22 protein-coding genes are annotated in these 22,252 nt (G+C 63.0%); 10 read left to right on the top strand and 12 right to left on the bottom strand.

The genetic code is table 11. The features are described from left to right. Nucleotides 1-45: 45 nt before the first annotated feature. Nucleotides 46-594: a response regulator transcription factor gene (locus BM173_RS05830; RefSeq protein ID WP_177201823.1), complete on the top strand. Its 549-nt coding sequence runs from the start codon at nucleotides 46-48 to the stop codon at nucleotides 592-594. A gap of 203 nt (nucleotides 595-797) precedes the next feature. Next, entirely contained in the window at nucleotides 798-1,559 is a 762-nt protein-coding gene (locus BM173_RS05825; RefSeq protein ID WP_090478686.1) for a hypothetical protein, read from the top strand. A gap of 30 nt (nucleotides 1,560-1,589) precedes the next feature. On the opposite strand, the gene BM173_RS05820 is transcribed toward BM173_RS05825, so the two are convergent. Together BM173_RS05820 and BM173_RS05815 are read right to left on the bottom strand one after the other, a co-directional pair. Then, entirely contained in the window at nucleotides 1,590-2,102 is a 513-nt protein-coding gene (locus BM173_RS05820; RefSeq protein ID WP_090478684.1) for a septal ring lytic transglycosylase RlpA family protein, read from the bottom strand. A gap of 944 nt (nucleotides 2,103-3,046) precedes the next feature. Then, a complete protein-coding gene (locus BM173_RS05815) occupies nucleotides 3,047-4,261 on the bottom strand; it encodes an argininosuccinate synthase (RefSeq protein WP_090478681.1) in 1,215 nt (404 codons plus the stop codon). Between the two features lie 155 nt (nucleotides 4,262-4,416). Between BM173_RS05815 and BM173_RS05810 the strand changes: the two genes are divergently transcribed. Further along, nucleotides 4,417-4,854: a DUF1801 domain-containing protein gene (locus tag BM173_RS05810; RefSeq protein ID WP_090478677.1), complete on the top strand. Its 438-nt coding sequence runs from the start codon at nucleotides 4,417-4,419 to the stop codon at nucleotides 4,852-4,854. Here the strand turns inward: BM173_RS05810 and BM173_RS05805 are convergent, their stop codons facing one another. The 7 genes from BM173_RS05805 to rlmN form a co-directional block, all read right to left on the bottom strand. After that, a complete protein-coding gene (locus tag BM173_RS05805; protein ID WP_090478674.1) occupies nucleotides 4,855-5,595 on the bottom strand; it encodes a molybdopterin-binding protein in 741 nt (246 codons plus the stop codon). Then, complete coding sequence (locus BM173_RS05800) at nucleotides 5,585-6,256, bottom strand: cytochrome b/b6 domain-containing protein (protein ID WP_090478670.1); 672 nt, start codon at nucleotides 6,254-6,256, stop codon at nucleotides 5,585-5,587. Before BM173_RS05800 ends, BM173_RS05805 begins: the two co-directional genes overlap by 11 nt. Beyond that, nucleotides 6,253-7,020 carry an SDR family oxidoreductase gene (locus BM173_RS05795; protein ID WP_090478668.1) on the bottom strand — a complete coding sequence of 256 codons (768 nt, stop codon included), beginning with the start codon at nucleotides 7,018-7,020 and terminating at the stop codon, nucleotides 6,253-6,255. Before BM173_RS05795 ends, BM173_RS05800 begins: the two co-directional genes overlap by 4 nt. Nucleotides 7,021-7,163: 143 nt before the next feature. Then, entirely contained in the window at nucleotides 7,164-7,547 is a 384-nt protein-coding gene (locus BM173_RS05790; protein ID WP_090478665.1) for a glycine zipper 2TM domain-containing protein, read from the bottom strand. 118 nt (nucleotides 7,548-7,665) lie between these two features. Beyond that, nucleotides 7,666-8,313, bottom strand: a complete 648-nt coding sequence (locus BM173_RS05785) for an MOSC domain-containing protein (protein WP_090478662.1) — start codon at nucleotides 8,311-8,313, stop codon at nucleotides 7,666-7,668. 169 nt (nucleotides 8,314-8,482) lie between these two features. Further along, on the bottom strand, nucleotides 8,483-9,094 hold the full coding sequence (locus BM173_RS05780; protein WP_090478659.1) for a class I SAM-dependent methyltransferase: 612 nt from the start codon (nucleotides 9,092-9,094) through the stop codon (nucleotides 8,483-8,485). Beyond that, nucleotides 9,091-10,335 carry a dual-specificity RNA methyltransferase RlmN gene (rlmN, locus tag BM173_RS05775; protein WP_090478657.1) on the bottom strand — a complete coding sequence of 415 codons (1,245 nt, stop codon included), beginning with the start codon at nucleotides 10,333-10,335 and terminating at the stop codon, nucleotides 9,091-9,093. Before rlmN ends, BM173_RS05780 begins: the two co-directional genes overlap by 4 nt. 281 nt (nucleotides 10,336-10,616) lie before the next feature. Between rlmN and BM173_RS05770 the strand changes: the two genes are divergently transcribed. Continuing rightward, nucleotides 10,617-11,279: an outer membrane protein gene (locus BM173_RS05770; RefSeq protein WP_090478655.1), complete on the top strand. Its 663-nt coding sequence runs from the start codon at nucleotides 10,617-10,619 to the stop codon at nucleotides 11,277-11,279. A gap of 53 nt (nucleotides 11,280-11,332) precedes the next feature. On the opposite strand, the gene BM173_RS05765 is transcribed toward BM173_RS05770, so the two are convergent. From BM173_RS05765 to BM173_RS05755, 3 genes are read right to left on the bottom strand one after another with little or no spacing between them, the layout of a single operon-like run. Further along, nucleotides 11,333-11,821 carry an invasion associated locus B family protein gene (locus BM173_RS05765; RefSeq protein ID WP_090478652.1) on the bottom strand — a complete coding sequence of 163 codons (489 nt, stop codon included), beginning with the start codon at nucleotides 11,819-11,821 and terminating at the stop codon, nucleotides 11,333-11,335. Next, on the bottom strand, nucleotides 11,814-12,293 hold the full coding sequence (locus BM173_RS05760) for a GreA/GreB family elongation factor (RefSeq protein ID WP_090478649.1): 480 nt from the start codon (nucleotides 12,291-12,293) through the stop codon (nucleotides 11,814-11,816). Before BM173_RS05760 ends, BM173_RS05765 begins: the two co-directional genes overlap by 8 nt. Before the next feature lie 23 nt (nucleotides 12,294-12,316). Further along, nucleotides 12,317-14,257 (bottom strand): lytic transglycosylase domain-containing protein, encoded by a 1,941-nt coding sequence (locus tag BM173_RS05755; protein WP_245755791.1) that lies wholly within the window; start codon nucleotides 14,255-14,257, stop codon nucleotides 12,317-12,319. 105 nt (nucleotides 14,258-14,362) lie between these two features. Between BM173_RS05755 and dapA the strand changes: the two genes are divergently transcribed. From dapA to BM173_RS05725, 6 genes are all read left to right on the top strand, one after another. Further along, the gene (dapA, locus tag BM173_RS05750; protein ID WP_090478643.1) at nucleotides 14,363-15,244 is read left to right on the top strand and encodes a 4-hydroxy-tetrahydrodipicolinate synthase; all 882 of its coding nucleotides are present in this window, start codon (nucleotides 14,363-14,365) and stop codon (nucleotides 15,242-15,244) included. A gap of 72 nt (nucleotides 15,245-15,316) precedes the next feature. After that, entirely contained in the window at nucleotides 15,317-15,799 is a 483-nt protein-coding gene (gene smpB, locus BM173_RS05745) for an SsrA-binding protein SmpB (RefSeq protein WP_090478640.1), read from the top strand. A gap of 124 nt (nucleotides 15,800-15,923) precedes the next feature. Then, nucleotides 15,924-16,508, top strand: coding sequence for a DUF2062 domain-containing protein (locus BM173_RS05740; protein ID WP_090480160.1), 585 nt, complete (start codon nucleotides 15,924-15,926; stop codon nucleotides 16,506-16,508). Beyond that, nucleotides 16,505-18,988: a hybrid sensor histidine kinase/response regulator gene (locus BM173_RS05735; protein ID WP_090478638.1), complete on the top strand. Its 2,484-nt coding sequence runs from the start codon at nucleotides 16,505-16,507 to the stop codon at nucleotides 18,986-18,988. Before BM173_RS05740 ends, BM173_RS05735 begins: the two co-directional genes overlap by 4 nt. 37 nt (nucleotides 18,989-19,025) lie before the next feature. Then, complete coding sequence (locus tag BM173_RS05730; protein WP_090478634.1) at nucleotides 19,026-20,549, top strand: DUF4139 domain-containing protein; 1,524 nt, start codon at nucleotides 19,026-19,028, stop codon at nucleotides 20,547-20,549. A gap of 13 nt (nucleotides 20,550-20,562) precedes the next feature. Further along, on the top strand, nucleotides 20,563-22,188 hold the full coding sequence (locus BM173_RS05725; RefSeq protein WP_090478631.1) for a DUF4139 domain-containing protein: 1,626 nt from the start codon (nucleotides 20,563-20,565) through the stop codon (nucleotides 22,186-22,188). Nucleotides 22,189-22,252 lie beyond the last annotated feature (64 nt).

The following is a 22,252-nucleotide window of genomic DNA, read 5'->3' as shown; positions in this document are numbered from 1 at the left end:
GTAGTAGACCGAGACCCATTGACCGCGAATGCTCTCGTTAGGGCATTGGGCGAGTTCGGCTATGCCTACCCCGTAGCCACGTTAAGTGAAGTGGGTGCGGAGTGGCCGGAATTTTGCATGATTTTCGTGGCGGATCGGGCCGATCAACTGAACGACGCGATCGAGTTTGTTCGGGAACGAGGGGTCTTTTACCCGATAATCCCTTATAGCGATGAGGTCGTACCGCAGCGTGTCGTCGAAACGATCCGATGCGGAGCGATGAGTTATTTGAGTTGGCCATCTCCCAAAGCCCAGTTGGTTGAAGTGCTATCCTCGATTGAAGAGAGTTCTGAAGCCTTGCTGCGTGAGAAAGCGGCGCGTGAACGGGCATTCTTCCTCCTGAAAACCCTGACACGCAAAGAGACGGAGGTCCTCAATGAAATTGCCACCGGGGCGTCTTCGCGACAGATATCCAAGGTCCTTGGCATCAGTCACCGGACAGTAGAAGCTCACCGTTCGAACATAATCGCCAAACTCAAGGTGCCTAATGCGATCGCTGCGGTACGAATGGCACTAGAACCGCGATTGCCAAGGATGACCCCCAGTCGTCGTTAAGGCCAATGGACACTGGAATCTTAATCAGCGCCACATAGCTATCTCCTGGGCAGGACTTGAAGTTCCGTCCAATATCGAGGGGTCCGAGCCGGCAGGTTCGGACCCCTACTTTTTCACAGTCGCGTAGCGCAGTATCTACTGCTGTCCTACTCCCCAATCCCAGTATAACTAAACCGGTTCACTCCACTCCACACAGGTGAACCATGAACGCCATCGTCCCAATCGAACCCGCTCCCACTCACGGTCCGCATGGGGAGGGGCGGACGGTGTTGACGCCTTCGCTCCAGGCGGAGTTTCTCAAGAGCCTCCAGCTGTTCGGCAATGTCCGGCTCGCGTGCCGGGCGGCCTCGTGCTCGGCGCAGACGGCCTATCGGGCGCGGCGGCGCTCCTCCGGCTTTGCGCGGGCGTGGGATGCGGCGCTGCTCGCGGCGCGGGCCTCGGCAGAGGCCACGCTCGCCGATCGCGCGATCAACGGGGTGGAGGAGGCGGTCTTCTATCACGGCGAGGAGGTGGCGCGGCGCAGGCGCTATTCCGACCGCCTGCTGCTCGCGCACCTGGCGCGGCTCGACCGGCTCGAGGAAAAGCCCGAAGTCGCGGCCGAGCTGGATGTGCTCGACGAGCGGATCGAAGCGCTGGAGCGGGGCGAGGAACTGGCGGCGGCGCGCTCGCCCGGAGAATTGGCCCAGGAGTGTGTTCCACCCGTTCCACTCTGTAGGGAATGCGGGGAGCAATCCGACACGCTGGACGAGGAGGACTTGTGCGCGTGCTGCGTCACCTGGGTCGAGCGGGTGCTGGCGATGCACGATGCGCGGCCTGCCGATGCGCCGAGCATCGAGGAACAGGCACAGGCGATGGGGATGGAGCCTCTCGCGCTGGAGGAGCTGCAGCTATCCGCCTACGAGGGGCGCAGGCAGGAGTGGTGGCTCTTCACCGGAGAGGACGGGAAGGGCGCGTTCGTCTGGTAGCCGTGCCGGGGCGGCGCGGAGGCGTGGTGCCTACTTCAGCAGTTCCAGTTCTACCGAGCCGTGACCGCGCTGGACCAGCCCGATCTGCTGGGCGGCGGCGCGGCTGAGGTCGATGGTGCGGCCGTGTGCGTAGGGGCCGCGGTCGTTGATGCGAACGATGACCGAAGCCCCCGTGCGCGGGTTGGTGACCTGGACCAGGCTTCCGAAGGGCAGCGTCTTGTGCGCAGCTGTCATGGCGTTCATGTCGAACCGCTCGCCATTGGCGGTGCGGCGGCCGTGGAACCGGCGGCCGTAATAGGAGGCTACCCCGCTGCCGAGCGAGGTCGTGGCAGGCTCCACCTCGATCGGGGGATCGAAGGTGTCGAGATCCACCGCTTCCGGACCCGGCGCAGGTGCATCGGGCAGGGGGGCGTACTCGGCGAAGCTCGCCTGGAAATGGGTGTCGGTTACTGGGGTAAGCTCGCGCTCTTCCGAATGACCGGCAGTGCCGGGCAGCACCAGTGCTGCAACGAAGAGTGCGCTGCGTAGCGCGCGTTTGGCCATGAATGGACCTCCCGTTCGGTTCGGGAGGATATAGGCGATGCGCTGCGCGGAGTCGTTAACGTGGACGGAAACTGCCTCGTTTTGGCCACGTTTCGGCGCGCGGATACGGAGGTGGCCGTGCTTTCCTACTGCATCTGGGGTGTGCCAGGTGGCGTGCATACCACAGAGCGATTCGGTGGATTTGAAGGCTGTGGCTGCCGCATCGCGAAGGAAGGGTGCCGCATAGCAAATGGGGCCGGCATTGCTGCCGACCCCACTCTCACCGATGCGTGGCCGTGTTCCTTCAACCGAAGTTCAAGGGACGCAGACTTGGCATCCGATGTTTTCCCTTCCGTTCCGTCCGAAGACTTCCCTTCCGGTTCTGTCACCGGCGCTCGCACCGGCATCCGGCTCCACCCTCCAATCAGCCCGGTCCAGTCGCGTCGCGGCCGAAGCCGTTCGCTTACTTTCCCCAGCCGACCTTCAACAGGCAGCTCCGCAGCCCGACCTTCCGTTGATGGCCGGAGCCTCAAACGGTTGCATCGCCATCCGGTCCGAAGACCTTGTTGCGACGCCTCCTTCGGCATCCGACCGGGTTGGCCCGGCTCGTAATGGAACGTTACGCGTCTTCGTCATCGACCCGCCTTGCGCCCGGCGTGAGCCTTCGGCACGAGGGTCTCTTAAGTCGCGCGGACAGGTTCCGCTACGTCTTTCCGGTTCCGAATTTCCTAAGTCTTTCAGGTCGTTAGACCGTCGAGACCGGAAGCTTTCTTCGCCGTTCCGATGACTTGAAGCTGCGCCCGATCGCCTGATTCTTCAAGCGCACAAGAGGCGAGTTATCCACTTTCCACACAATTCGCTGTGGAGGGAGGTGGATAAGTCAACCGTTCGTCGCAAAGATTCGAACCCTACCGCCGCTATGAGCGCAATTTTACGCGCCTACGGAATAGCTGTCCGGTAATTCTCTACCGGTCACGCTTGGCCAGCAGGCGAAGTCGCAAGGCGTTCAACTTGATGAAGCCCTCGGCATCCTTCTGATCATAAGCGCCTGCGTCATCTTCGAATGTGACATGGGCTTCGGAATAGAGCGACTGATCGGACTTCCGCCCGACGACCATCGCGTTGCCCTTGTAGAGCTTCAGCCTGACGGTCCCGCTGACCTTTTCCTGGCTGAGATCGATGGCCGCCTGCAGCATTTCGCGCTCGGGGCTGAACCACAGGCCGTTGTAAACCAGTTCCGCATAGCGCGGCATGAGCTCGTCCTTGAGATGCGCCGCGCCCCGGTCGAGCGTGATCTGCTCGATACCGCGGTGCGCACGGGCGTAAATCTCGCCGCCCGGAGTTTCATACATCCCGCGGCTCTTCATCCCGACGAAGCGGTTTTCGACCAGGTCGAGGCGCCCGATGCCGTGCTTGCGTCCCAATTCGTTGAGGGCGGTCAGCAGGGTCGCGGGGCTCATCGTCTCGCCGTTCAGCGAAACACCGTCGCCCTTCTCGAAGCCGATCTCGATGTATTCAGGCGTGTCCGGCGCGTCTTCCGGGTGATTGGTGCGAGAATAGACGTAGTCGGGTGTCTCTTGCCACGGATCTTCCAGCACCTTGCCCTCACTGGAGGTGTGCAGGAGGTTGGCATCGGTCGAGAAGGGGCTTTCCCCGCGCTTGTCTTTCGGAACGGCGATCTGGTGCTCCTCGGCCCATGCGATGAGTGCCGTGCGGCTCGTGAGGTCCCATTCCCGCCAGGGGGCGATGACCTTGATATCGGGATCAAGCGCATAGGCGGACAATTCGAAGCGCACCTGGTCGTTGCCCTTGCCGGTCGCTCCGTGCGCGATCGCATCTGCGCCGGTTTCGTGAGCGATCTCCACAAGGCGTTTGGAAATGAGCGGCCGGGCAATCGAGGTGCCAAGGAGATAATCGCCTTCGTACCGCGCGTTGGCCCGCATCATCGGGAAGACGAAATCGCGCACGAATTCCTCGCGCAGATCTTCGATGAAGATGTGCTTGTCGGGAATGCCCATCGCACGCGCTTTCTCGCGAGCAGGCTCGATCTCCTCGCCCTGACCAAGGTCGGCCGTAAAGGTGACGACTTCCAGCCCACGCTCGACTTCGAGCCATTTGGCGATGACGGAGGTATCGAGACCACCGGAATAGGCGAGGACGACGCGTTTGATTTCGGACATGGAGTGCACCTTGGTTATCTTGGCGCGCGGCTAGCAGGAGCGCGAGGCAGTAGGCAATCAAGAAGCGCTAAGTGGGCCGAAAGCGGCGGGTTCTAGTGAAAGGCCGAAGTCGCCCGAATTTTGGTCGGAAAGGTCAGGCGTGTTAATCGTCAGCCATGGCAGAAGCTAAGACGCAAATCACCGATCGCGATCCCGCCGACTTCATTGCTGCAGTCGAGCCGCAAAGCAAACGCGAGGAAGCCGGACGTCTCGACGAGCTGTTCCGCAAGGTGACAGGTGAAGCACCGAAGATGTGGGGGCCATCCATTATCGGCTACGGCGAATACCGCACGACCTACGAAAGTGGGCGGGAGGTACACTGGATGCGCAGCGGCTTTAGCCCCCGTAAGGCCAAGCATTCGCTCTATCTCATGGGTGGATATTGCGACCCGGAAGCCGGCAAGCGGCGTGACAAATTGCTGGCCAAACTCGGCAAGTATGCGACGGGGAAGAGCTGCCTCTACATAAACAAGCTTGGCGACGTCGACATGGACGTGCTCGAGCAATTGGTGCGCAACGACTGGGACGCAATGGCGCGCAAATACCCCGATTGATCAGATACCGGCGTACCACTGGTAGCCGGCGCGATCTTCCCAATAGCCGCCTTTACCGCCTTCAATATCATCGAGGCTCGCGACCGCTTCGATGGCAGTGAGATACTTGGCGTGCTTGTAGCCCAGCTGGCGTTCGATGCGCATTCGTAGCGGGGCACCGTTGCGAATGGGGAGCGGTTCGCCGTTCAGCTCGTGCGCGACGATCGTTTGGGGGTGATAAGCGTCGATTAGGTCGACGCTCTCGTAATAGTCCTGCCCGTTGAGGTTATCTGCGCAGCGGAATACGATGTACTTCGCCTCGGGCCTCAGCTTTGCCGCGTCGAGCAGCAGGGAAAGCTGCGGACCGGTCCATTCGCCGATCGCACTCCAGCCCTCGACGCAGTCATGGCGCGTCACTTGCGTGCGCTGGGGCAGCTTGCGGATATTCTCGAGACTGAGCGAGAGCGGGTGTTCGACGAGGCCGCGGACTTCCAGCCGCCAGTCGGCAAACCCTGCGTCGGCCTGGGCCGGGTAGTCGCCGTTTTGCGGATCGACCGAACCGTTGCCCCGAAAGAAGGGGGAGATGGCGCTGCGCGGGAACTCGGGGGCGAGCGCTTTCCTGTCCATCAGCAAGTCGTGCGCATTCTTGTGCCACTTTTCCGCGGCGCCCAGCAGTTTCGAGCCAGCGTCACTGTCGGCAAACTTGTTGCACCCGGCGACGAAGCCGGCCCCGAGCACTGCGAGAAAACCCCTACGCTTCATCGATGCGTCCTCCGGTGATCATGTCCCGGATTTGCCGGTAGGGGCCTGCGAGAATGACCAGGGCCAGATGCACGATGAAGAAGCCTAAGATAGCGAAAGCGAAGATGAAGTGCAGGCTGCGTGCCGATTGCCTGCCGCCAAGGAGGTCGACCATCCATCCGAGCAGCGGCTCAAGCCCCGGGCTGATCGCCATTCCGGTGAAGACCATCATAGGCAGGAGTACTCCCAGCACCAGCCCGTACGCCAGCTTCTGGAGGAAGTTGTACTTGCCGTCCCCGTGGTCGAAATCGAGCTTCAGGTGCTGGATGATATCGCGCTTGATGTTGGACCAGCTCCATTCGCGCTTGCTGGTGGCGATGTCGCGCTTGAAATGCCTGTTGAGGAGCATCGCAGCCCACATGAAAAGCAGGCCTAGCGCAAACGGCCAGGCGACGAGGATATGCCAGTCGCGTGCGACCGCTAGGCTGTAATAGCCGGGGATCGTCATCCAGTCGGGGAAACGGGGAACTTCGAGCCAGGCCTGCTGGCGCGAGAAACCCCAGTCGCCCCAGTAGAGCAGGCGGTGGGCGTTGGAGATTGTCAGCCCCGACATGAACAGGATGACTACGCAGAACAGGTTCAGCCAGTGCCACAAGCGCGTAGAAAGGGCGTGACGTTTCAAGCCCCGGCTCCCTCTTCCCGGGCCAGATAAATGACATCCCTGTCCTGTTGCAGCAGGTGCTGGCCGCTGTCGATGAAGAGCGTCTGGCCGCTGGCGAGGTCGCCTTGCGCCAAGAACACGGCGGCGTCGGCAATCTCGTCCACCCCGGTGCGACGCCGGAGCAAGTTCATCCGGTGCGAGCGCTCGGCCTCCTCTTCCGTCTGATCGTGGCTCGGCAGTATCGCTCCGGGAGCGAGGCCGTAGACCCGGTCGCCATCGCGGGTTGCGCCCATGGAAAGCATTGCGATGGTGGCGTCGAGCGCGTGCTTGCTCATCGTGTAGCTGAAGAAGTCGGGATTGGGGTTCCGCAGCTTCTGGTCGGTGACCTGGATGACGCAGCGCCCGTCCTCTGACTTGGCGCCCTTAAGGAAGGCCTGTGCCATGCGGGCGGGGGAGCGGGCGTTGATCTGCATCGCCCTCTGGTTCGTATCGGGATCGAGCCCGGTTACATCGTCGGGCGAGAAAGCGGAGGCGGAGTTTACCAGCACCCGCCAATCCTCGTGGCGCTGCGCAAGCTCTTCGATCATTTGAACCGCTGCCTCGCCATCGCGCAGATCGCAGCAGACCGTCTCCGCGCTCGGCAGGCTGCCGGCCAGTTCCTGCGCCGCGCCATCGGAGCTGTGGTAGTGGATGATGGCGTGCCAGCCCTTCGCGGCGAAGGCCTTCACGATAGCGGCCCCGAGCCGCTTTGCGCCACCGGTCACCAGTACGGCGGGCCGGGTCATCGGGAAAGCTCGTCGGATCGATCCATGGCGCCGGTCTGGACCAGCAATGCGTGTGCGATCAAGCCCTTTGCGCCGATGAGGTGCGGACAAGCAAAACGCCGCAGGCCCATCGGCCCGCGGCGCTTGCTGTCATCTCAGGTCTATCAGCGGCAGCGCAGGCTGCCCCGGTCAATCTCGCGTCCGACGATTGCGCCCACGGCGCCGCCGAGGATAGCGCCAAGCGTGCGGTCGCCGCGACCGGCCAGCTCGTGGCCTGCCAAAGCACCGACACCTGCACCGATGACGAGACCGGTCGTGCCGTTGTCACGCTTGCAGTAATAACGGCCGTCGCGGCCACGCCACATGTAGCTGTCGCGCGTGATGCGGCGCGGCGTGACGTAATAGCCCTGGTTGTTGTACATCCGGTCCTTGGCGCGCTTGCCGTGAGCCGGAGCCCAGCTGGGCGGGTCGGCGGCTGCCGGAGCGGCGGTTCCAATGCCGGTCACGGCCATGGTGCCGGCGGCGAATGCGAGTGCGATCTTCTTCATTGTGCGTCCCCTAATGAGTGATTTGTCGCCAGTTTGCGGCGGGGATTACAACCGCGGATGAACAAACGCCTTTAACTCGAAATTAGCGATAAACCGACCGGCGGCCTGCGACGAAATGCTATGATTTCAATCTGCCACGTGCCTTCTCGCGCCATTTTCCGGTGAGCCGGTCGAGCCCGGCAATCGCACGCAACTCGTCCTGATTCGGGTTTGCCGCCGGGTCGTAGAGAGCCGCGAAAACGCGGGCGACGCTCCAGTCAGCATGGCCGTCCTCGACCTTGCGCAATTCGTCGCCCGCCTCGGCCTCGCCTTCCTCGACGACGCGGTAGTACCAGCCGCAATTGTGCGCGCCGAGGATGTGCGCCACCATGCCCTTGCGGCCGAAGCGATGCTCTATCTTCCAGCATGGCTGGCGAGGCTGGCTGACTTCCAGCAAGGCAGTCCCGAGACGGAAACGATCGCCGATAAGGACCCCGTCCTCTCTCAGGCCCGCGACCATCAGGTTCTCGCCGAAAGGGGCAGGGCCTGTCAGAAGGGGATGTCCTCCCAGCACCTCGTACCACTTGCGATAATGGTCGGTCGGATACTGGTGCACCGCCATGTCGATCCCGCCGTGGTGCTTCGTATCGGCGACCATATCCCCTTCGATGCCGAAACTGCGAAAGGTCGCCTTTCCTTCAAGCGGGCGTTTGTCGATGGCGCTGAGTTCCGCGCCGTTGAAGGGCTTTGGCAGGCCGATGCAGATGGCGTCGATGCGAATGGTCATGACAGGCCTGGCAATCCTACAGAATGGAACGGGTGGAACACGGTCCAGGGGAGTAAATCCTGCCAACCTTGCAAGTGGCGGCTTCCGGTCGTTCTACAGGGCGTCAGCACAGTCATCCGCCCCTTTCCAGCACAAGGCGCCAAAGTAGGAAAGGGTTGGGCCGCCGCGGTCAATCGCCAGCGCGCCCGACAGTCAGGGCATACCAGTCGCGCTGCACGCCGTCGGCCCCTTCTCCGCGATAGCGTATGGCATCGAGGATGGTGAATCCCGCTTCGCAGTACCGCTCCTCCAGCCATTCGGGCGAGGGGAGATTGGTCCAGCGTCCCAGCGGATCGCGGCCTTCGTCCGGATGCACCTCGTCGCCGAGTTTGTAATTGGCAAAGTGCAGGCCGCCGGGACGCAGGGCGGCGTGGATGGATCGCAGGACGGGGGGAAGAGCGACGCGGGGCAGGTGCAGCAGGCATGCGTGTGCCCAGATCGCATCATAGGCACTTTGCGCGTCGAGCTCGGAGAACAGCAGCTTGCGTGCCGGCAGGTCGAAGCGTTCGCGGGCCTTGCGGGCCATGGCCTCGGTCCCGTCGGTCGGATCGACCGCAAACCCGCGTTCGACCATGCGCGCGGAATCCCGGCCACTCCCGCAGCCGAGTTCAAGGATTTCCGCACCGGCATCAAGCCGGTCGAGGAATGCGTCGAGAAAGCGGCTCGGCCCTTGGCCGAATGACAGGGTGTAGCGCGGCGCGTTCGCCTCGTAATAGGCGATCGTGTCCGCGTCCGCGCTCACTCCTGCGCGGCTCCGGCCTCTGCCGCTTCGCGATCACGCTGGGCGCGCGATTTCTTTTCGGCAGTGGTCTTCAGCTGGCCGCAAGCCGCATCGATATCGCGGCCGCGCGGGGTACGAACCGGCGCGGAAATGCCGTTTTCGAAGACGATGTTCGAAAAAGCGCGCACGCGCTCGGGCGTGGAGCATTCATAGGGTGCGCCGGGCCAGGGGTTGAACGGGATCAGGTTCACCTTGGCGGGAAGGTCGTATTCCTTGATGAGGCGCACCAGTTCGCGCGCATCGTCGTCGGAATCGTTCTTGTCCTTCAGCATCACGTATTCGAAGGTGATGCGACGGGCGTTGCTGGCACCCGGATAGGCGGCGCACGCCGCAAGCAGTTCCTCGATGCCGTACTTCTTGTTGATCGGGACGATCTCGTCGCGGACTTCCTTGGTCACCGCGTGGAGCGACACGGCGAGGTTCACGCCGATTTCTTCGCCGCAGCGTTCCATTGCCGGTACCACGCCGCTGGTCGACAGCGTGATGCGGCGCTTGGAGAGGGCCAGGCCTTCGCCATCCATCACCAGCTTCAGTGCGTCGCGCACGTTCTCGAAATTGTAGAGCGGTTCGCCCATGCCCATCATGACGATATTCGTCAGCAGGCGGCCGTCTGCGCGGTATTCGGTTTCGTCCGCTTCCTCGGCGAAATCCATCTTGCCCTTGGGCCATTCGCCCAGCGCATCGCGCGCCAGCATGACCTGACCCACGATTTCGCCCGGCGTCAGGTTACGCACGAGGCGCATGGTGCCGGTGTGGCAGAAGCGGCAGTTGAGTGTGCAGCCCACCTGGCTCGACACGCACAGCGTTCCGCGATCGGCATCGGGGATGAAGACCATTTCGAACTCGTGCCCGTCAGCGGTCTTCAACAGCCATTTGCGGGTGCCGTCGTTCGAATGCTGGGCCTCTACCACCTCGGGACGGCCGATGACAAAACGCTCGGTCAGCCAGGGGCGCATCGTCTTGGCGATGTCCGTCATCGCTTCGAAATCGGTGACGCCGCGATGATAGAGCCAGTGAAACACCTGCTTGGAGCGCAGCTTCGCCTGCTTCGCTTCCAGTCCTGCGGTTTCGAACAGTTCGCGGATACGCGCCTTGGGCAGGCCCATCAGATCCACGCGCCCGTCGGGACGCGGCGTGATGTCACGCGCGACAGGAACCGGGTCAACCTGCCCGGGGATGCTCATCAAAGTCGTATCGGCCATGGGAGCGGCGCATATAGGCGCGCGAAGGGCGAAAGGAAAGGGGCGTGCACAATGCGGGACCATGCATTCGGTTTCCGGCAATTCGCCGGTTTCCCGCACCGTTCGTCGAAATTCTCGCCTGCTGCATTTGGTCGACGGCAGGATGCATTTCGTCGCTAATTTTGTTGCGCACCTGCAACACTTTCTTGTTGTGCGAGGTTAATGAAACGCAAGTGGGAAACTGCCGTTGATTGGGTCCACGCGCCGCACATGGCGCGTCGAAAACAACAATGGAGTTTACTATGAAAAAGGTCGCAACACTTCTGGTCGCCGGTTCGGCAATCGCCATGGCAGCCCCTGCCGCCGCCCAGGACAACTCGCCGTTCACCGGCCCGCGCGTCGAAGTCGTCGGCGGTTACGACGTCAGCAAGGCGGGCAGCTCGATCGATGACGATGTGAACGAAGACAACGACCAGTCGATCGAAGGCGTCGTTTATGGCGTCGGCCTCGGTTACGATTTCAATGCCGGCGGCGTGGTCCTCGGCCTTGAAGGTGAACTGACCGATTCCACCGCAGACGTCGAATTCGATAACGGCGATTTTGAAGGCTTCGGTCTCGGCGATGTGAACGCTGGCCGCGACATCTATGTCGGCGCCCGTGTCGGTGTGCTCGCACAGCCGGACCTGCTCATCTACGCCAAGGGCGGCTACACGAACGGTCGTTACAACATCAACAGCTCGTTCGACGGTGAAGAATACGCCGCCAAGCTCGACACCGATGGCTATCGCCTGGGTGCCGGCGTCGAATACGCGCTGGATGCGAACACCTTCGCCAAGGTCGAGTATCGCTATTCGAACTACAGCGATGCGGAACTCGACTTCGAAGGCGACATTGCCGACGTCGATGTCGGTGAAATCGACACCGACCGTCACCAGGTCATGGTCGGCTTCGGCTACCGTTTCTAATCGAACCTGAGTGAAGTGAAGGGCCGGTGGCAGCGATGCCATCGGCCCTTTCTTTATCTGAAGCGTCGACAGCCCAGGGTGGCCGCGTCGATCGCCGTTGCGGCGCCTGCAAGTTCGTAAGTGTCGGTGAAGCGGCGGCCATTCGTACCGATCGCCGTGATGCGCATCGACGGTGCCGACCGCATGGCGGCGACGATCGCGGCGTCCATGGCCTTGTCCCGCGCCCAGGCCTTGTTCCCGTCGACTGTGACGGAAAAGCTCTGGCGGCCGATGCGCAAACTGGCCTGTTTGGCGCGCAGGGGTTGCGACAGGCGCAGGTGGACCTGACCGCGAATGCTCCGTTTCGGCCAGTGTCCTATCGTAGCGTAGCCGCTCGATGCGGTGCCGTCGCGCGTAGGTTCGGCAGCGGCGATTGCATAGCAACGTGGCACATTGGCGTCGCGAAAGGCGGCCCAGCCGGAAAACACGCCGAGGCTATCCTTGGCCGCAAGCGGAGTGGCTGCGGCGATCATCACGGCGAGGGCGGCGGCGATCCTAGTCATAGTCGATGGCGACGACTTCCCATTCCTTCACGCCGGATGGAAGCCTGACCGTGCGCAAATCCCCGACGCTTGCACCCCTCAATGCGCGGGCGAGGGGGCTGGACCAGCCGATCCGGCCCTTGCCTGCGTCCTGCTCATCGTCGCCGACGAGAGTGACGGTTTTCTCGTTGTCGTTCTCGTCGGCCATCGTGACGCGCGCGCCGAAGAAGGCCTTGCTCTTGTCCGGCTGGTCGGTCGGGGCGATGACCTGTGCGGCCTTCATGCGCCGGGCGAGATGGGCGAGCTCGCGGTCGATCTCGCGCATTTTCTTGCGGCCATACAGGTAATCGCCGTTCTCGCTCCGGTCGCCATTGCCCGCAGCCCAGCTCACGATTTCGACGATCTCCGGGCGTTCCTTGCCCAGGAGATGGTCGTATCGCGCTTTCATGGCGGCATAGCCTGCCGGTGTAATCGGGTTGCTGCGGGTCTGCATAAGGCGGCGAGCCCTAGCGCAGATCAGCGCCCGACGTAATGGCGGATATCTCGCTCGTAAGAGGCGGATTTGTCAGGGTGCAGATTGGCATAGGTCACCGCATTCCCGATCACGCGCATGACGTAATAGCGCGTTTCGAAATTGGCGGGGATCTGCTCGATCCAGGACACCCAGTCGACCGCGCCGGTGCGCGGGTCGCCGTTCAGGCGCAGCCACTGGTTCACCCGGCCCGGGCCCGCGTTATAGGCCGCAATGGCCAGCGGATAGGCGCCGTTATAGCGATCCATGAGGCGTGCGAAATGCGCGTCGCCGAGGCGGATGTTGTAGCCGGGATCGCCCGTCAGGCTGGCGGACATGTACTGGACGCCGATCTTGCCGGCTTCCTCGCGCGCGGTGCCGGGCATCAGCTGCATCATGCCGCGGGCCCCTGCATGGCTGACGCGTGTGCGGTCGAACTCGCTTTCCTGCCGCGCGATGGCATGGACCATGGTCCAGTTCGCGCCCGAATGCGTCGGCACGGTCGGGAAGCCCAGCCATTCGAAGTCCGCGAAATCGCGCTCTCCGGCGACCATTCCGGCAACGACCGCCATTTCCTCGAGCCCGGTGTCGCGGGCTAGTTCGGCGACAAGAGCCATTTCGGCAGGCGTTTCGGCATTCTCGGCGATAGCTTCGAAGAAGGCACGCTCGGTCTGCCACGCGCGGCGATTGCGAGCCATTTCGCGCAGGGCGAGCGTCAGCGGCTCGGCATTGAATGCGGCGCGCTGTTCAGCGGTGGGCTGTACGGGAGCGGCCTTGGCGAAATTCTTCACCGGACGGCCAAGCTCGCTGAGCGCCAGCTGGCCATAATAATACTCGGGGTGGCTCGAGGCCATTTCCCAGTAACGGCGCGCTTCATCGCGGTCGCCCGCCTTTGCCGCTGCTCGACCCGCCCAGTAAAAGCCCTTCGCGCGGGTGAGCTGCGTCTTGGCAGCAGCGCCATAGCGATAGAACAGCGGGGCGGCTTTCGCCCCGTCACCCATCGACCAAAGCGCCTTCGTCCCGCCAAGCCACATCAGGTCGGTGTACTTGTCGCGCAGCTGGAAGGAGCCTTCGGAGATATCAGTCCCGGGCGCGAAGAGGTCGTCTACCTTGCTGGCGATGGCGACCGCCTGGGCAGTTCCGGCGCCCTGCGCGACGCGCAATGCCTCGGTAACGAAGTCGGCCCCGTCGAACGCCGGGCTGGATGCGGGTGCACGCGTTGCCAGCAGGTTGATCGCCTGCGGCAGGCGGCCATTGCTGCGGTAATAGCGCGCGAGATTATATACGTAGCCGCTATCGTTCATCGCGCCAGACGGCACGGTGAGGCCGATGCTGACCGGATCGGTGCCCTGGAGAAGCGCAAGCCGCGCCTGGGCCATGTCGCGATAGGCGGGCGAGACGCGCACGATCTGGCGTGCAGCCGCTTCCTGCTGGCCCTGCCACAGGAGCGCGTCCATGCGCGCATCGTGATCTTCGGGCGACAGGCGCTGGCCGAACAGTCCCTGCATATAGGCTTCTGCCGGTCCGCTCATCGAACCGCCACGCCATGCTTCACGCGCAAGGTCGAATGCCTCGGGACGGTTCATCGCCGCCAGCGCCAATGCATAACGCGCCTTGGCACCATTGGAGAGGGGAGGGTTCTTCTCGAAAAAGGCGACCAGCGATTGCGGCGAGATCGCCTCGTTATCGAGAGCGGCCTCGGCCCTGCGCTGGATCAGCGCGGCCTTGGGAAATTCCGGATAGGTCGAGAGGAAGCCCGCGTATTGCGAGAAGGAGAGATCGTCTTCCTTCGTCAGATATTCCCACTGCGACAGCGCCTGCGTCATGCGGGTGGGTTGCTGTGCCACCATGCTGCGTTCGGGTACGGCGATCGTCTGTGCGATTGCGGGGCTCGCCAGTGCAGTACCGGAGAGAAATGCGAACGAAGCGAAAGTTTTAATGGCCATGCTGGACATAGTGCCCGGCCCCTCCTTATCAGGCGTTGAATGAATTGCGGCACGGGTCGCCACAAAGCGTCCCGTTTTCATACCTCTAACGCAGGACTCGCGTAAATGTTCTCTGGCTCAATTCCCGCTCTTGCGACTCCTTTTCGCGACGGATCGTTCGATGAGGCTGCGTTTCGCAAGCTGGTCGACTGGCAGATCGAGAATGGCAGCAAGGGGCTGGTCCCCTGCGGCACGACCGGAGAAGCCTCGACGATCTCCAATGCAGAGCACCACCGCGTCATCGAAGTCTGCATCGAACAGGCCGCCGGACGCGTGCCCGTGATCGCCGGTTGCGGGTCGAACGACACGCGCAACGCTTTGCTCCACATGCAATTTGCCAAGAAGGCAGGGGCTGCAGCGGGCCTGTGCGTCGCGCCCTATTACAACCGGCCGAGCCAGGCGGGCCTGATCGCCCATTTCAGCTTCCTTGCGGAGAACAGCGACCTGCCGATCGTGCTCTACAACGTGCCCGGTCGAACGGTTACGGATATCGAGGATGATACGGTCTGCGAACTGGTGAACAAATATCCCGATCGCATCGTCGCCATCAAGGATGCGAGCGGCGATTTGTCGCGCGTGGCCGATCACCGCATGGGTATCGGTCGCGATTTCTGCCAGCTTTCCGGAAACGACGAACTGTGGCTTCCGCATAGCGCCGCGGGCGGATCGGGCTGCATTTCGGTAACGGCGAATGTCGCGCCTGCCCTATGCGCCGAGTTCCACGAGGCCATTGCCGCAGCCGACCTGATCAAGGCGCGCGAGATCAACGACCGCCTCTTCCCGTTGCACTACGCGATGTTCTCGGACGCCAGCCCGGCACCGGTGAAATATGCCCTCAGCCGCGTGCACGACTGGTTCCCCGACGATGTGCGCCTGCCGATCTGCAAGGCCAGCGATGCCAGCCGCAAGGCGGTCGACGAAGCCCTGGAGCACGCCGGGCTAATCTAAGTTAGATGGGACAGCCAAAGGCCGAGCTTTCCCTTCACCTTTCGATCCCAAGCGCCTACATGCACCGCCGATATGGCACGACCCAAACCCGCTACCTTCGACAAGCAGAAAACCGTCGCCGACAACCGGCGTGTGCGGTTCGACTATCATGTCGAGGAAACTTTCGAGGCCGGACTTGCGCTGCAGGGGACCGAGGTAAAGGCGTTGCGCGCGGGCGAGGCCAGCATCAAGGAAAGCTATGCCGAGGTGCGCGACGGGCAGGTCTGGCTCATCAACGCCAATATCCCGGAATATTCGCACGGCAATCGCCTGAATCACGAACCGCGCCGCCCACGCAAGCTGCTGCTGCATGAGCGCGAGATCGAGAAGCTGTTCGGTGCGGTGGAGCGCAAGGGCATGACGCTTGTTCCCCTGTCGATCTATTTCAACTCTACCGGGCGGGCGAAGGTCGAGTTGGCGCTGGCCAAGGGCAAGCAGGCGCATGACAAGCGCCAGACCATCAAGGACCGCGATTGGAAGCGCGACAAGGCTCGCCTGATGCGCGAGAAGGGATGACGCTTCACAGGACGGAAACGTCGAATGTGCTAGGCATATCTCTCGTCATGGCCTCTTCATCGCAGAAAACTGGTTCCAGCCGCTTGTGCAGTGCACGGGCCGACGCCATGTCGGGTGGATGGCGATGAGCGATAAGAGGTCGAAGACTTGGGCGGCGGATCTGATCCGCAAATACATGCCCACGCGCGAAGAAATGGCGCGCAACAAGTACCTCAAGCCCATCGCGCACCGCTTCCTGACGCCCGAGCTCTGGCGCTTTACCCGCCGCAGCGTGCCGCGCGGGGTGGCGCTTGGTCTTTTTGCGGCATTTATCGTGCCGATCGGGCAGATTTTCCTGGCGGCTTTCCTGGCGCTGCCGGCGCGGGCGAATGTGCCGCTTTCGGCGCTCGTCACTTTCGTGACCAACCCGTTCACCCTGCCGTTCTGGCTGCTTGTCGCCAACAAGACCGGCAAGACCATGCTGAATATCGATGCCAGCCTCGGTGGTAGCGCAGGTACGCTTGCCGAGGATGGCGGCGCGCTCGCCCGGTGGCTCGAGGTCGGCGGCGTGACGGCTTTCGGGTTCCTCGTACTCGCGCTCTTCAGTGCCGGCATCGGATATCTGATCGCCAGTTTCAGCTGGCGCTACATCGTTGCCCGCAAGCGCCGGAAGCGGTTGATCCGCATGGAGCAGCGGCTGAGCGAGCGCCTGAAGGAACGCGGCCAGTGACCGGGTCCGATCAGGTCGAGGCGCAGGCCCTCCCGCCAATTCCGCTGCTGTTTGGTATCGCCTTCGCCCTCGTGACGTCGGTGGTGCTGGTGTGGCTGGTTGCCGGATCGTCTCTGGTGGCGCTGGCTTATGGCGGCGGCTTGCTGACGGTTCTCCTGACGCTATTGCTCGCTGCGCGGTTGAAGGCGCCCGAGGAAGCGGGCCAGCTGGCGCAACCCGATTGGGCGGTGACAGCAGCCGCAATCGAGAACCGCCGCAGGGCTGTGGCGATCATCGACCGAGCCAACCGTCTTGTTTGTGCCAATGCAACTTACGAGGACTGGTTCGGCGGTCAGGTTTCCCCTCACGAAATCACCTTGTCCGAACAGGGCAGGAAGCGGCTCGCCGACGCCGCCCGCCAGGCCTGGCGCGAAGGCGAGGCGCAGAGCGAGGAACTCGAGACGCCGTCCGCCGAGCGCAAATTCAGCCTGCATATCGAGCGCGTAGGGCGGGGCGAGGATTACCTCGTCTGGCGCTTCGGTGAGCGGGTCGAGGAAGACGGTCACGACACGCTGGCGGAACGCGTTTCCGGACCTTTCGGCGCTATCCTGTCCAGCGCGGGCATCGAACTGGCGCTGGTCGCGCCCGACGGCATAGTCCAGTCGGCGACGCCCGGCCTGGCGGAACGCGCAGCCGGCAACCCCAATGACAGCCTTGCAGGGCAGGAATTCGTCCAGCTGCTGCGATCCGACGACCGCGATCGCATCTTCTTCGCTCAGGAAGGGCAGCAGGGCACCCCGCAGACGCTGGTGCACATTCCGCTGACCCAGCCGCAGGCGGACAAGAAGAAGGCCGCCGACCAGTCGCCATCGTTGATGCTGCTGGTCGATAGCAATGTCGGTATCGGTGGTGGCTGGCAGGGAAGCGGCAAGGCTGCCGTCCCGCAGCTCGAAGCCCTGTTATCCGCACTGCCGCTTGGCCTTGCGCTGACCGACCGCGACGGGCGTTTCCTCTATGCCAACAAGGCGTTCCTGCGCGCGGTGGAGCGCGAGGAGAAGGGGCTGCCGCAATTCCCCTCAGACCTCGTGGTGCGCGAAGACAAGCCGGCCATTTCCGACACCGTGCGCCGCTTTGCCAGAGGCGCAACGTCGAGCGGGGACATGGCGGTCCGCCTGTCTGGCGACAAGGAAGAGCCGGTCTCCATCGGCCTTGCCGGTGTGCGCGGCCTCGGCGATGCGGCTGTGCTCCTGTCGATCTCCGATTCCACCGAGGAAAAGCGCCTGCGCCGCCAGGTTGCCCAGGCGACCAAGATGCAGGCCGTGGGCCAGCTGGCAGGCGGTGTCGCGCATGATTTCAACAACGTGCTGACCGCGATCATCGGCTATTGCGATCTCATGCTGCTGCGCCACACGCCGGGCGATAGCGACTATGACGATATCCAGCAGATCAAGGCAAACTCCAACCGCGCGGCCAGCCTGACGCGGCAATTGCTCGCCTTCAGCCGCCAGCAGACGCTGCGTCCCGTGGTTCTCCAGCTTCCCGACGTGGTCAGCGAGGTTAGCCAGCTCCTGAAGCGCCTGATGGGCGACAAGATCGAGTTCGCCGTGCGCCACGACCGCGAGTTGGGCCCCGTCCGCGCCGACCCCCAGCAGCTGGAGCAGGTCATCATCAACCTCGCGGTGAATGCGCGCGATGCGATGCAGGCCCATGCGGCCAAGTCCGGCAAGGAAAACTGGAAGGGTCGCCTGACGCTCGCCACGCGCCGCGTATCGGCGCGCGACGTGCGCAAGATGGGCATCGATATCATGCCCGCCGACGATTACACCGTCCTCATCGTGCAGGACACGGGCGGCGGCATCCCGGGCGAACACCTCAGCAAGATTTTCGAGCCGTTCTTCACGACCAAGGAGCAGGGGAAGGGCACCGGCCTCGGCCTCTCTACCGTCTACGGTATCGTGAAGCAGTCGAACGGGTTCATCTTCGCCGACAATATCGGCGGCCCCGACGGACGACCTGCCGGTGCCCGGTTCACGATCTACCTGCCGGTCCACAAAGGTGAGATGCCCGCCGTGACCCGTCCGGAGGATACGGAAGAGACCAAGGCCAGCGAATGGTCGGGCGGCGGCAAGCTGCTGCTTGTGGAAGACGAGGACATGGTGCGTGCAGTCGCCGAACGTGCGCTTACCCGCGCCGGCTACCAGGTGACCACCGCACGCGATGGCGAGGAAGGCCTTGCCGCGATCGCCAATGGCAAGACCGAATTCGATCTCATCGTGTCCGACGTGGTCATGCCCGCGATGGACGGTCCGGCAATGGCGCGCGCCATTCGCAAGGTTAAACCGAAAATCCCCATCCTTTTCATGTCGGGATATGCCGAAGAGCAGTTGCGTAACGATATCGACATCGACAACATGCACTTTATTCCCAAGCCGTTCAGCGTACAGCAAATAAACGGCAAGGTATCAGAGGTACTTGGAGAACAGGCCAAGACGGACGCCTAAGTAATCGGGCGCCCCTGGCTGCGGTAAGGGGACTGCGATGAAGGCGTATTCGATTTCGGCACTGGCGGGACTGGCAATTCTCGGCGGCGCTCCGCTGCTGGCCCAGACCGCGGAACAGGCGCTGGCGGACCCCGATGCGACCGCACAGGGCGATGTTTCGGTCACCATCTACAACAACGGACAGGCGCTGGTTCAGGATGTGCGCCAGCTGTCGATCGCTGCCGGACGCAGCCGGATCGAGTTTCCCGACGTCTCCGCCCGCATCCGGCCGGAAACGCTCAGCTTCGCCGCTGCCGGAGCAGGGATCGTCGAGCAGAATTTCGACTTCGACCTGCTGACCCCCACCAAGCTGATGGAAAAGGCCATAGGCCAGACCATCACCCTTATCCGCACCAATCCGGCAACGGGCGCCGAAACGCGCGAGCGAGCGACAGTCCTCTCCACATCGGGCGGCGTCGTGGTCAAGATCGGCGATCGTATCGAAGTGCTGCGCGACGACGGGCTTCCGGTGAGGGCGATCTTCGACCGCGTGCCGACCAATTTGCGCGCGCGGCCGACCTTGTCGGTGACCGTGGACAGCACCCGCGCCGGAACGCGGCCCGCGTCGATCCGCTATCTCACGCCGAGCCTCGGCTGGAGCGCCGATTATGTCGCCCTGTTCGATGAGGAGAAGGGGACGGTCGACATGCAGGGTTGGGTGACGCTGACCAACCAGACCGGCACAACCTTCCATAATGCGGACACGCTGCTCGTCGCCGGATCTCCCGGTTCGAACGGCTATGATCGCGGGCGTCGTTCCCCGCCTCCGCCTCCGGGGCGCAACAGCTCGATGGTGCCGGGTACTCAAACCGCAGATCGTGAGCGTCTCGGCGATTTCTATCTATACCCCCTTTCCGAACGCACCACGATTGCCAACAACCAGACCAAGCAGGTCAGCTTCCTCGATGTGCAGAGCGTTCCTGCGCGCAGGCGGTATCAGCGCACCGTCGACTGGCTGACGAATGACGACCGGTCGATCAACGTCGCCAGCCAGGTGCAGTTCGGCACCAGCCGCGAGCAGGGCCTTGGCGATGCCCTGCCTGCCGGGGCGGTCCGCTTCTACCAGCGCGATGCCGAAGGAACTCCGCAGTTCATCGGCGAAAACAGCATCGGCCACACCCCGATGGGCAGCGAACTGACGCTGCGCACGGGCGACGCCTTCGACGTGCTGGTCCTTGCAGAAGTCGTCGACCGCGAAAAGATCACCGCCAGCGAATACGAGAAGAGCGCCCGCTATCGCGTCATCGAGAACGGCGAAGTCACTCGCGAGATCGAGGTGGAGGAGGCCAAGACCTTCTGGCGCACCACGATGCGCTACACCATCACCAATGCGAAGCCGACGCCGGTAGAGGTCGAGCTGGTCCAGGGCGGCCTCTACCGCGGCTGGTGGTCGCGCGATTATCGCGTGATCAGCGAAGACGTCACCGGGCGCAGCGTGGGCCTCGACCGGCGCGAATGGACGGTGCCCGTGGCTGCGAACAGCAAGCGCGAAGTCACCGTGACTTTCGAAACGCGCTACTGATTTCCGCATCGGCGTGATCCGTCCTCTTCTCCTCATTGCGGCACTCGCAGCCATCGTCCCGGCTGGCGGCCTGCTGGCACGCGAAACCGTCGATGCGTCCGCTCCGAACGAGCTTGCGGTGACGGTCTATCGCGATCCGCAGCGGGGCGAGGGCGAGCGGATGGACCGCCGCTGGCCCGAAGGCTTCGCCATGATCAGCGAGGTCAGGACCGTCACCCTTCCTCCGGGCGAGTCGAAGATCCGCTTTACCGGGGTGGCAGAGGGCATGGTCGCAGTGAGCGCCATCGTCACCGGCCTGCCAGGCGGCACGATTGAAAAGAACCGCAACGCCGATTTGCTCAGCCCTGCAGCGCTCGTCGATCGTACGCTCGGCAATCGCGTCACGATAACGCGCACCGACCCGGCAAGCGGTGCGGCCCGTTCGGAACAGGCAATTGTCAGGACCCGTGCCGACGGCGGGCTTGTGCTGGAAACGCAGGATGGCTTTGAAGCCGTGCGGTGCTCGGGCCTGCCTGAAAAGCTGACCTTCGACCAAGTGCCCTCGGGCCTGTCGCCCCAGCCCGTATTCTCGATCGATACGCGCAGCGATACTGGCGGGACGTACACCGCCACGCTGTCCTACCTCGCATGGGGTTTCGACTGGGAAGCGAATTACGTCGCCCGTTTGCACGAGGCGAGGGCGGATGGCAGCTTGCGGATGGAGCTGTTGTCCTGGCTCACCATCCTCAACGACAACAACCAGAGCTTTCCGGATGCCACCCTAATGGCAGTGGCCGGCACACTCAGCGTGGAATCCGATTTCGAGGAGCTGGCGGACGAGCCCGAGGCGCGCCCGCTTCGCCTAACCTGCTATCCCTTCGGCAGCACGGCTGCCGGTTCGCCGCTCCTGTATCCTCCGCCGCCACCGCCTCCTCCGCCGCCTCCTGCCATGGCCGCGATGGCGATGGACGCCGAATCGATCGTGGTGACCGGCAGCAGGATCCAGAAAGTCATGGCGGAAGCCGCCGCGCCGCTCTCCGTGATCGCGGCCGAGGAGGCGCTTGGCGACCTGAAGCTTTATCGCATTCCCGAACCTGTCACCGTCGCCGCACAAGGACAGAAGCAGGTTGCCTTCCTCGACAAGGATGAGGTCGAGGCGCGGTTCATCTATATCGTCGGTTGCGACTACGGCGAGGTCGATGAGGCGGACGAGGTCGAGTACTTCGAACCCGCCCGCCTGATCCTCGCGACCGCGAACGAGAAATCCAAGGGCCTGGGGCAGTCTCTGCCGATGGGCGGTATCGCCATTTACGAACCGACTTCGTTTGGCGAATTGCTGGTGGCCGAAACGCGGCTGCGGGATTTCGCGCTGTCGGAAGACATCGAACTCGACCTTCCGCAAAGCACGCAGGTTTTCGCCCAATGCGGACACGTGGATGAGGAGGACCTCGAGAAAGAGCGCCGCTGGGTCCGCAAGCGTGCGCAAATTTCCAATGCCAATGATAGCGCGATCACGGTTCGGCTCGACCTTGGAACGGCAGGATATACCAAGACTCGCGGCCTGAAAGGAACGCGGATCAAGGACGGCCGGCTGATCTACGAGACTGAAATCCCCGCCAATTCCCGCCGAATCCTGCGGTTCCGGGAACGGAACGACTAGCTTTCCAACAAAAAATTCGTTCCACTCTTGTTCTTGTGGAACAAACGCGGTACACCCTGTTGTG

It is taken from the genome of Qipengyuania nanhaisediminis (genome assembly GCF_900115585.1).
GTDB lineage: Bacteria > Pseudomonadota > Alphaproteobacteria > Sphingomonadales > Sphingomonadaceae > Qipengyuania > Qipengyuania nanhaisediminis.
The sequence above is the reverse complement of the archived record's forward strand: the minus strand, read 5'-3'. Positions and strand labels throughout refer to the sequence as shown.

Bases quoted from the DNA above. Each gene is read 5' to 3' on its own strand.
- BM173_RS05765 (WP_090478652.1), bottom strand. From the start codon at position 11,821: ATGACTAGGATCGCCGCCGCCCTCGCCGTGATGATCGCCGCAGCCACT.
- BM173_RS05805 (WP_090478674.1), bottom strand. From the start codon at position 5,595: ATGAAGCGTAGGGGTTTTCTCGCAGTGCTCGGGGCCGGCTTCGTCGCC.
- BM173_RS05740 (WP_090480160.1), top strand. From the start codon at position 15,924: ATGAGCGATAAGAGGTCGAAGACTTGGGCGGCGGATCTGATCCGCAAA.
- BM173_RS05825 (WP_090478686.1), top strand. From the start codon at position 798: ATGAACGCCATCGTCCCAATCGAACCCGCTCCCACTCACGGTCCGCAT.
- BM173_RS05785 (WP_090478662.1), bottom strand. From the start codon at position 8,313: ATGACCATTCGCATCGACGCCATCTGCATCGGCCTGCCAAAGCCCTTC.
- BM173_RS05730 (WP_090478634.1), top strand. From the start codon at position 19,026: ATGAAGGCGTATTCGATTTCGGCACTGGCGGGACTGGCAATTCTCGGC.
- smpB (WP_090478640.1), top strand. From the start codon at position 15,317: ATGGCACGACCCAAACCCGCTACCTTCGACAAGCAGAAAACCGTCGCC.
- BM173_RS05770 (WP_090478655.1), top strand. From the start codon at position 10,617: ATGAAAAAGGTCGCAACACTTCTGGTCGCCGGTTCGGCAATCGCCATG.
- BM173_RS05815 (WP_090478681.1), bottom strand. From the start codon at position 4,261: ATGTCCGAAATCAAACGCGTCGTCCTCGCCTATTCCGGTGGTCTCGAT.
- BM173_RS05820 (WP_090478684.1), bottom strand. From the start codon at position 2,102: ATGGCCAAACGCGCGCTACGCAGCGCACTCTTCGTTGCAGCACTGGTG.
- dapA (WP_090478643.1), top strand. From the start codon at position 14,363: ATGTTCTCTGGCTCAATTCCCGCTCTTGCGACTCCTTTTCGCGACGGA.
- rlmN (WP_090478657.1), bottom strand. From the start codon at position 10,335: ATGGCCGATACGACTTTGATGAGCATCCCCGGGCAGGTTGACCCGGTT.
- BM173_RS05790 (WP_090478665.1), bottom strand. From the start codon at position 7,547: ATGAAGAAGATCGCACTCGCATTCGCCGCCGGCACCATGGCCGTGACC.
- BM173_RS05810 (WP_090478677.1), top strand. From the start codon at position 4,417: ATGGCAGAAGCTAAGACGCAAATCACCGATCGCGATCCCGCCGACTTC.
- BM173_RS05760 (WP_090478649.1), bottom strand. From the start codon at position 12,293: ATGCAGACCCGCAGCAACCCGATTACACCGGCAGGCTATGCCGCCATG.
- BM173_RS05755 (WP_245755791.1), bottom strand. From the start codon at position 14,257: ATGGCCATTAAAACTTTCGCTTCGTTCGCATTTCTCTCCGGTACTGCA.
- BM173_RS05795 (WP_090478668.1), bottom strand. From the start codon at position 7,020: ATGACCCGGCCCGCCGTACTGGTGACCGGTGGCGCAAAGCGGCTCGGG.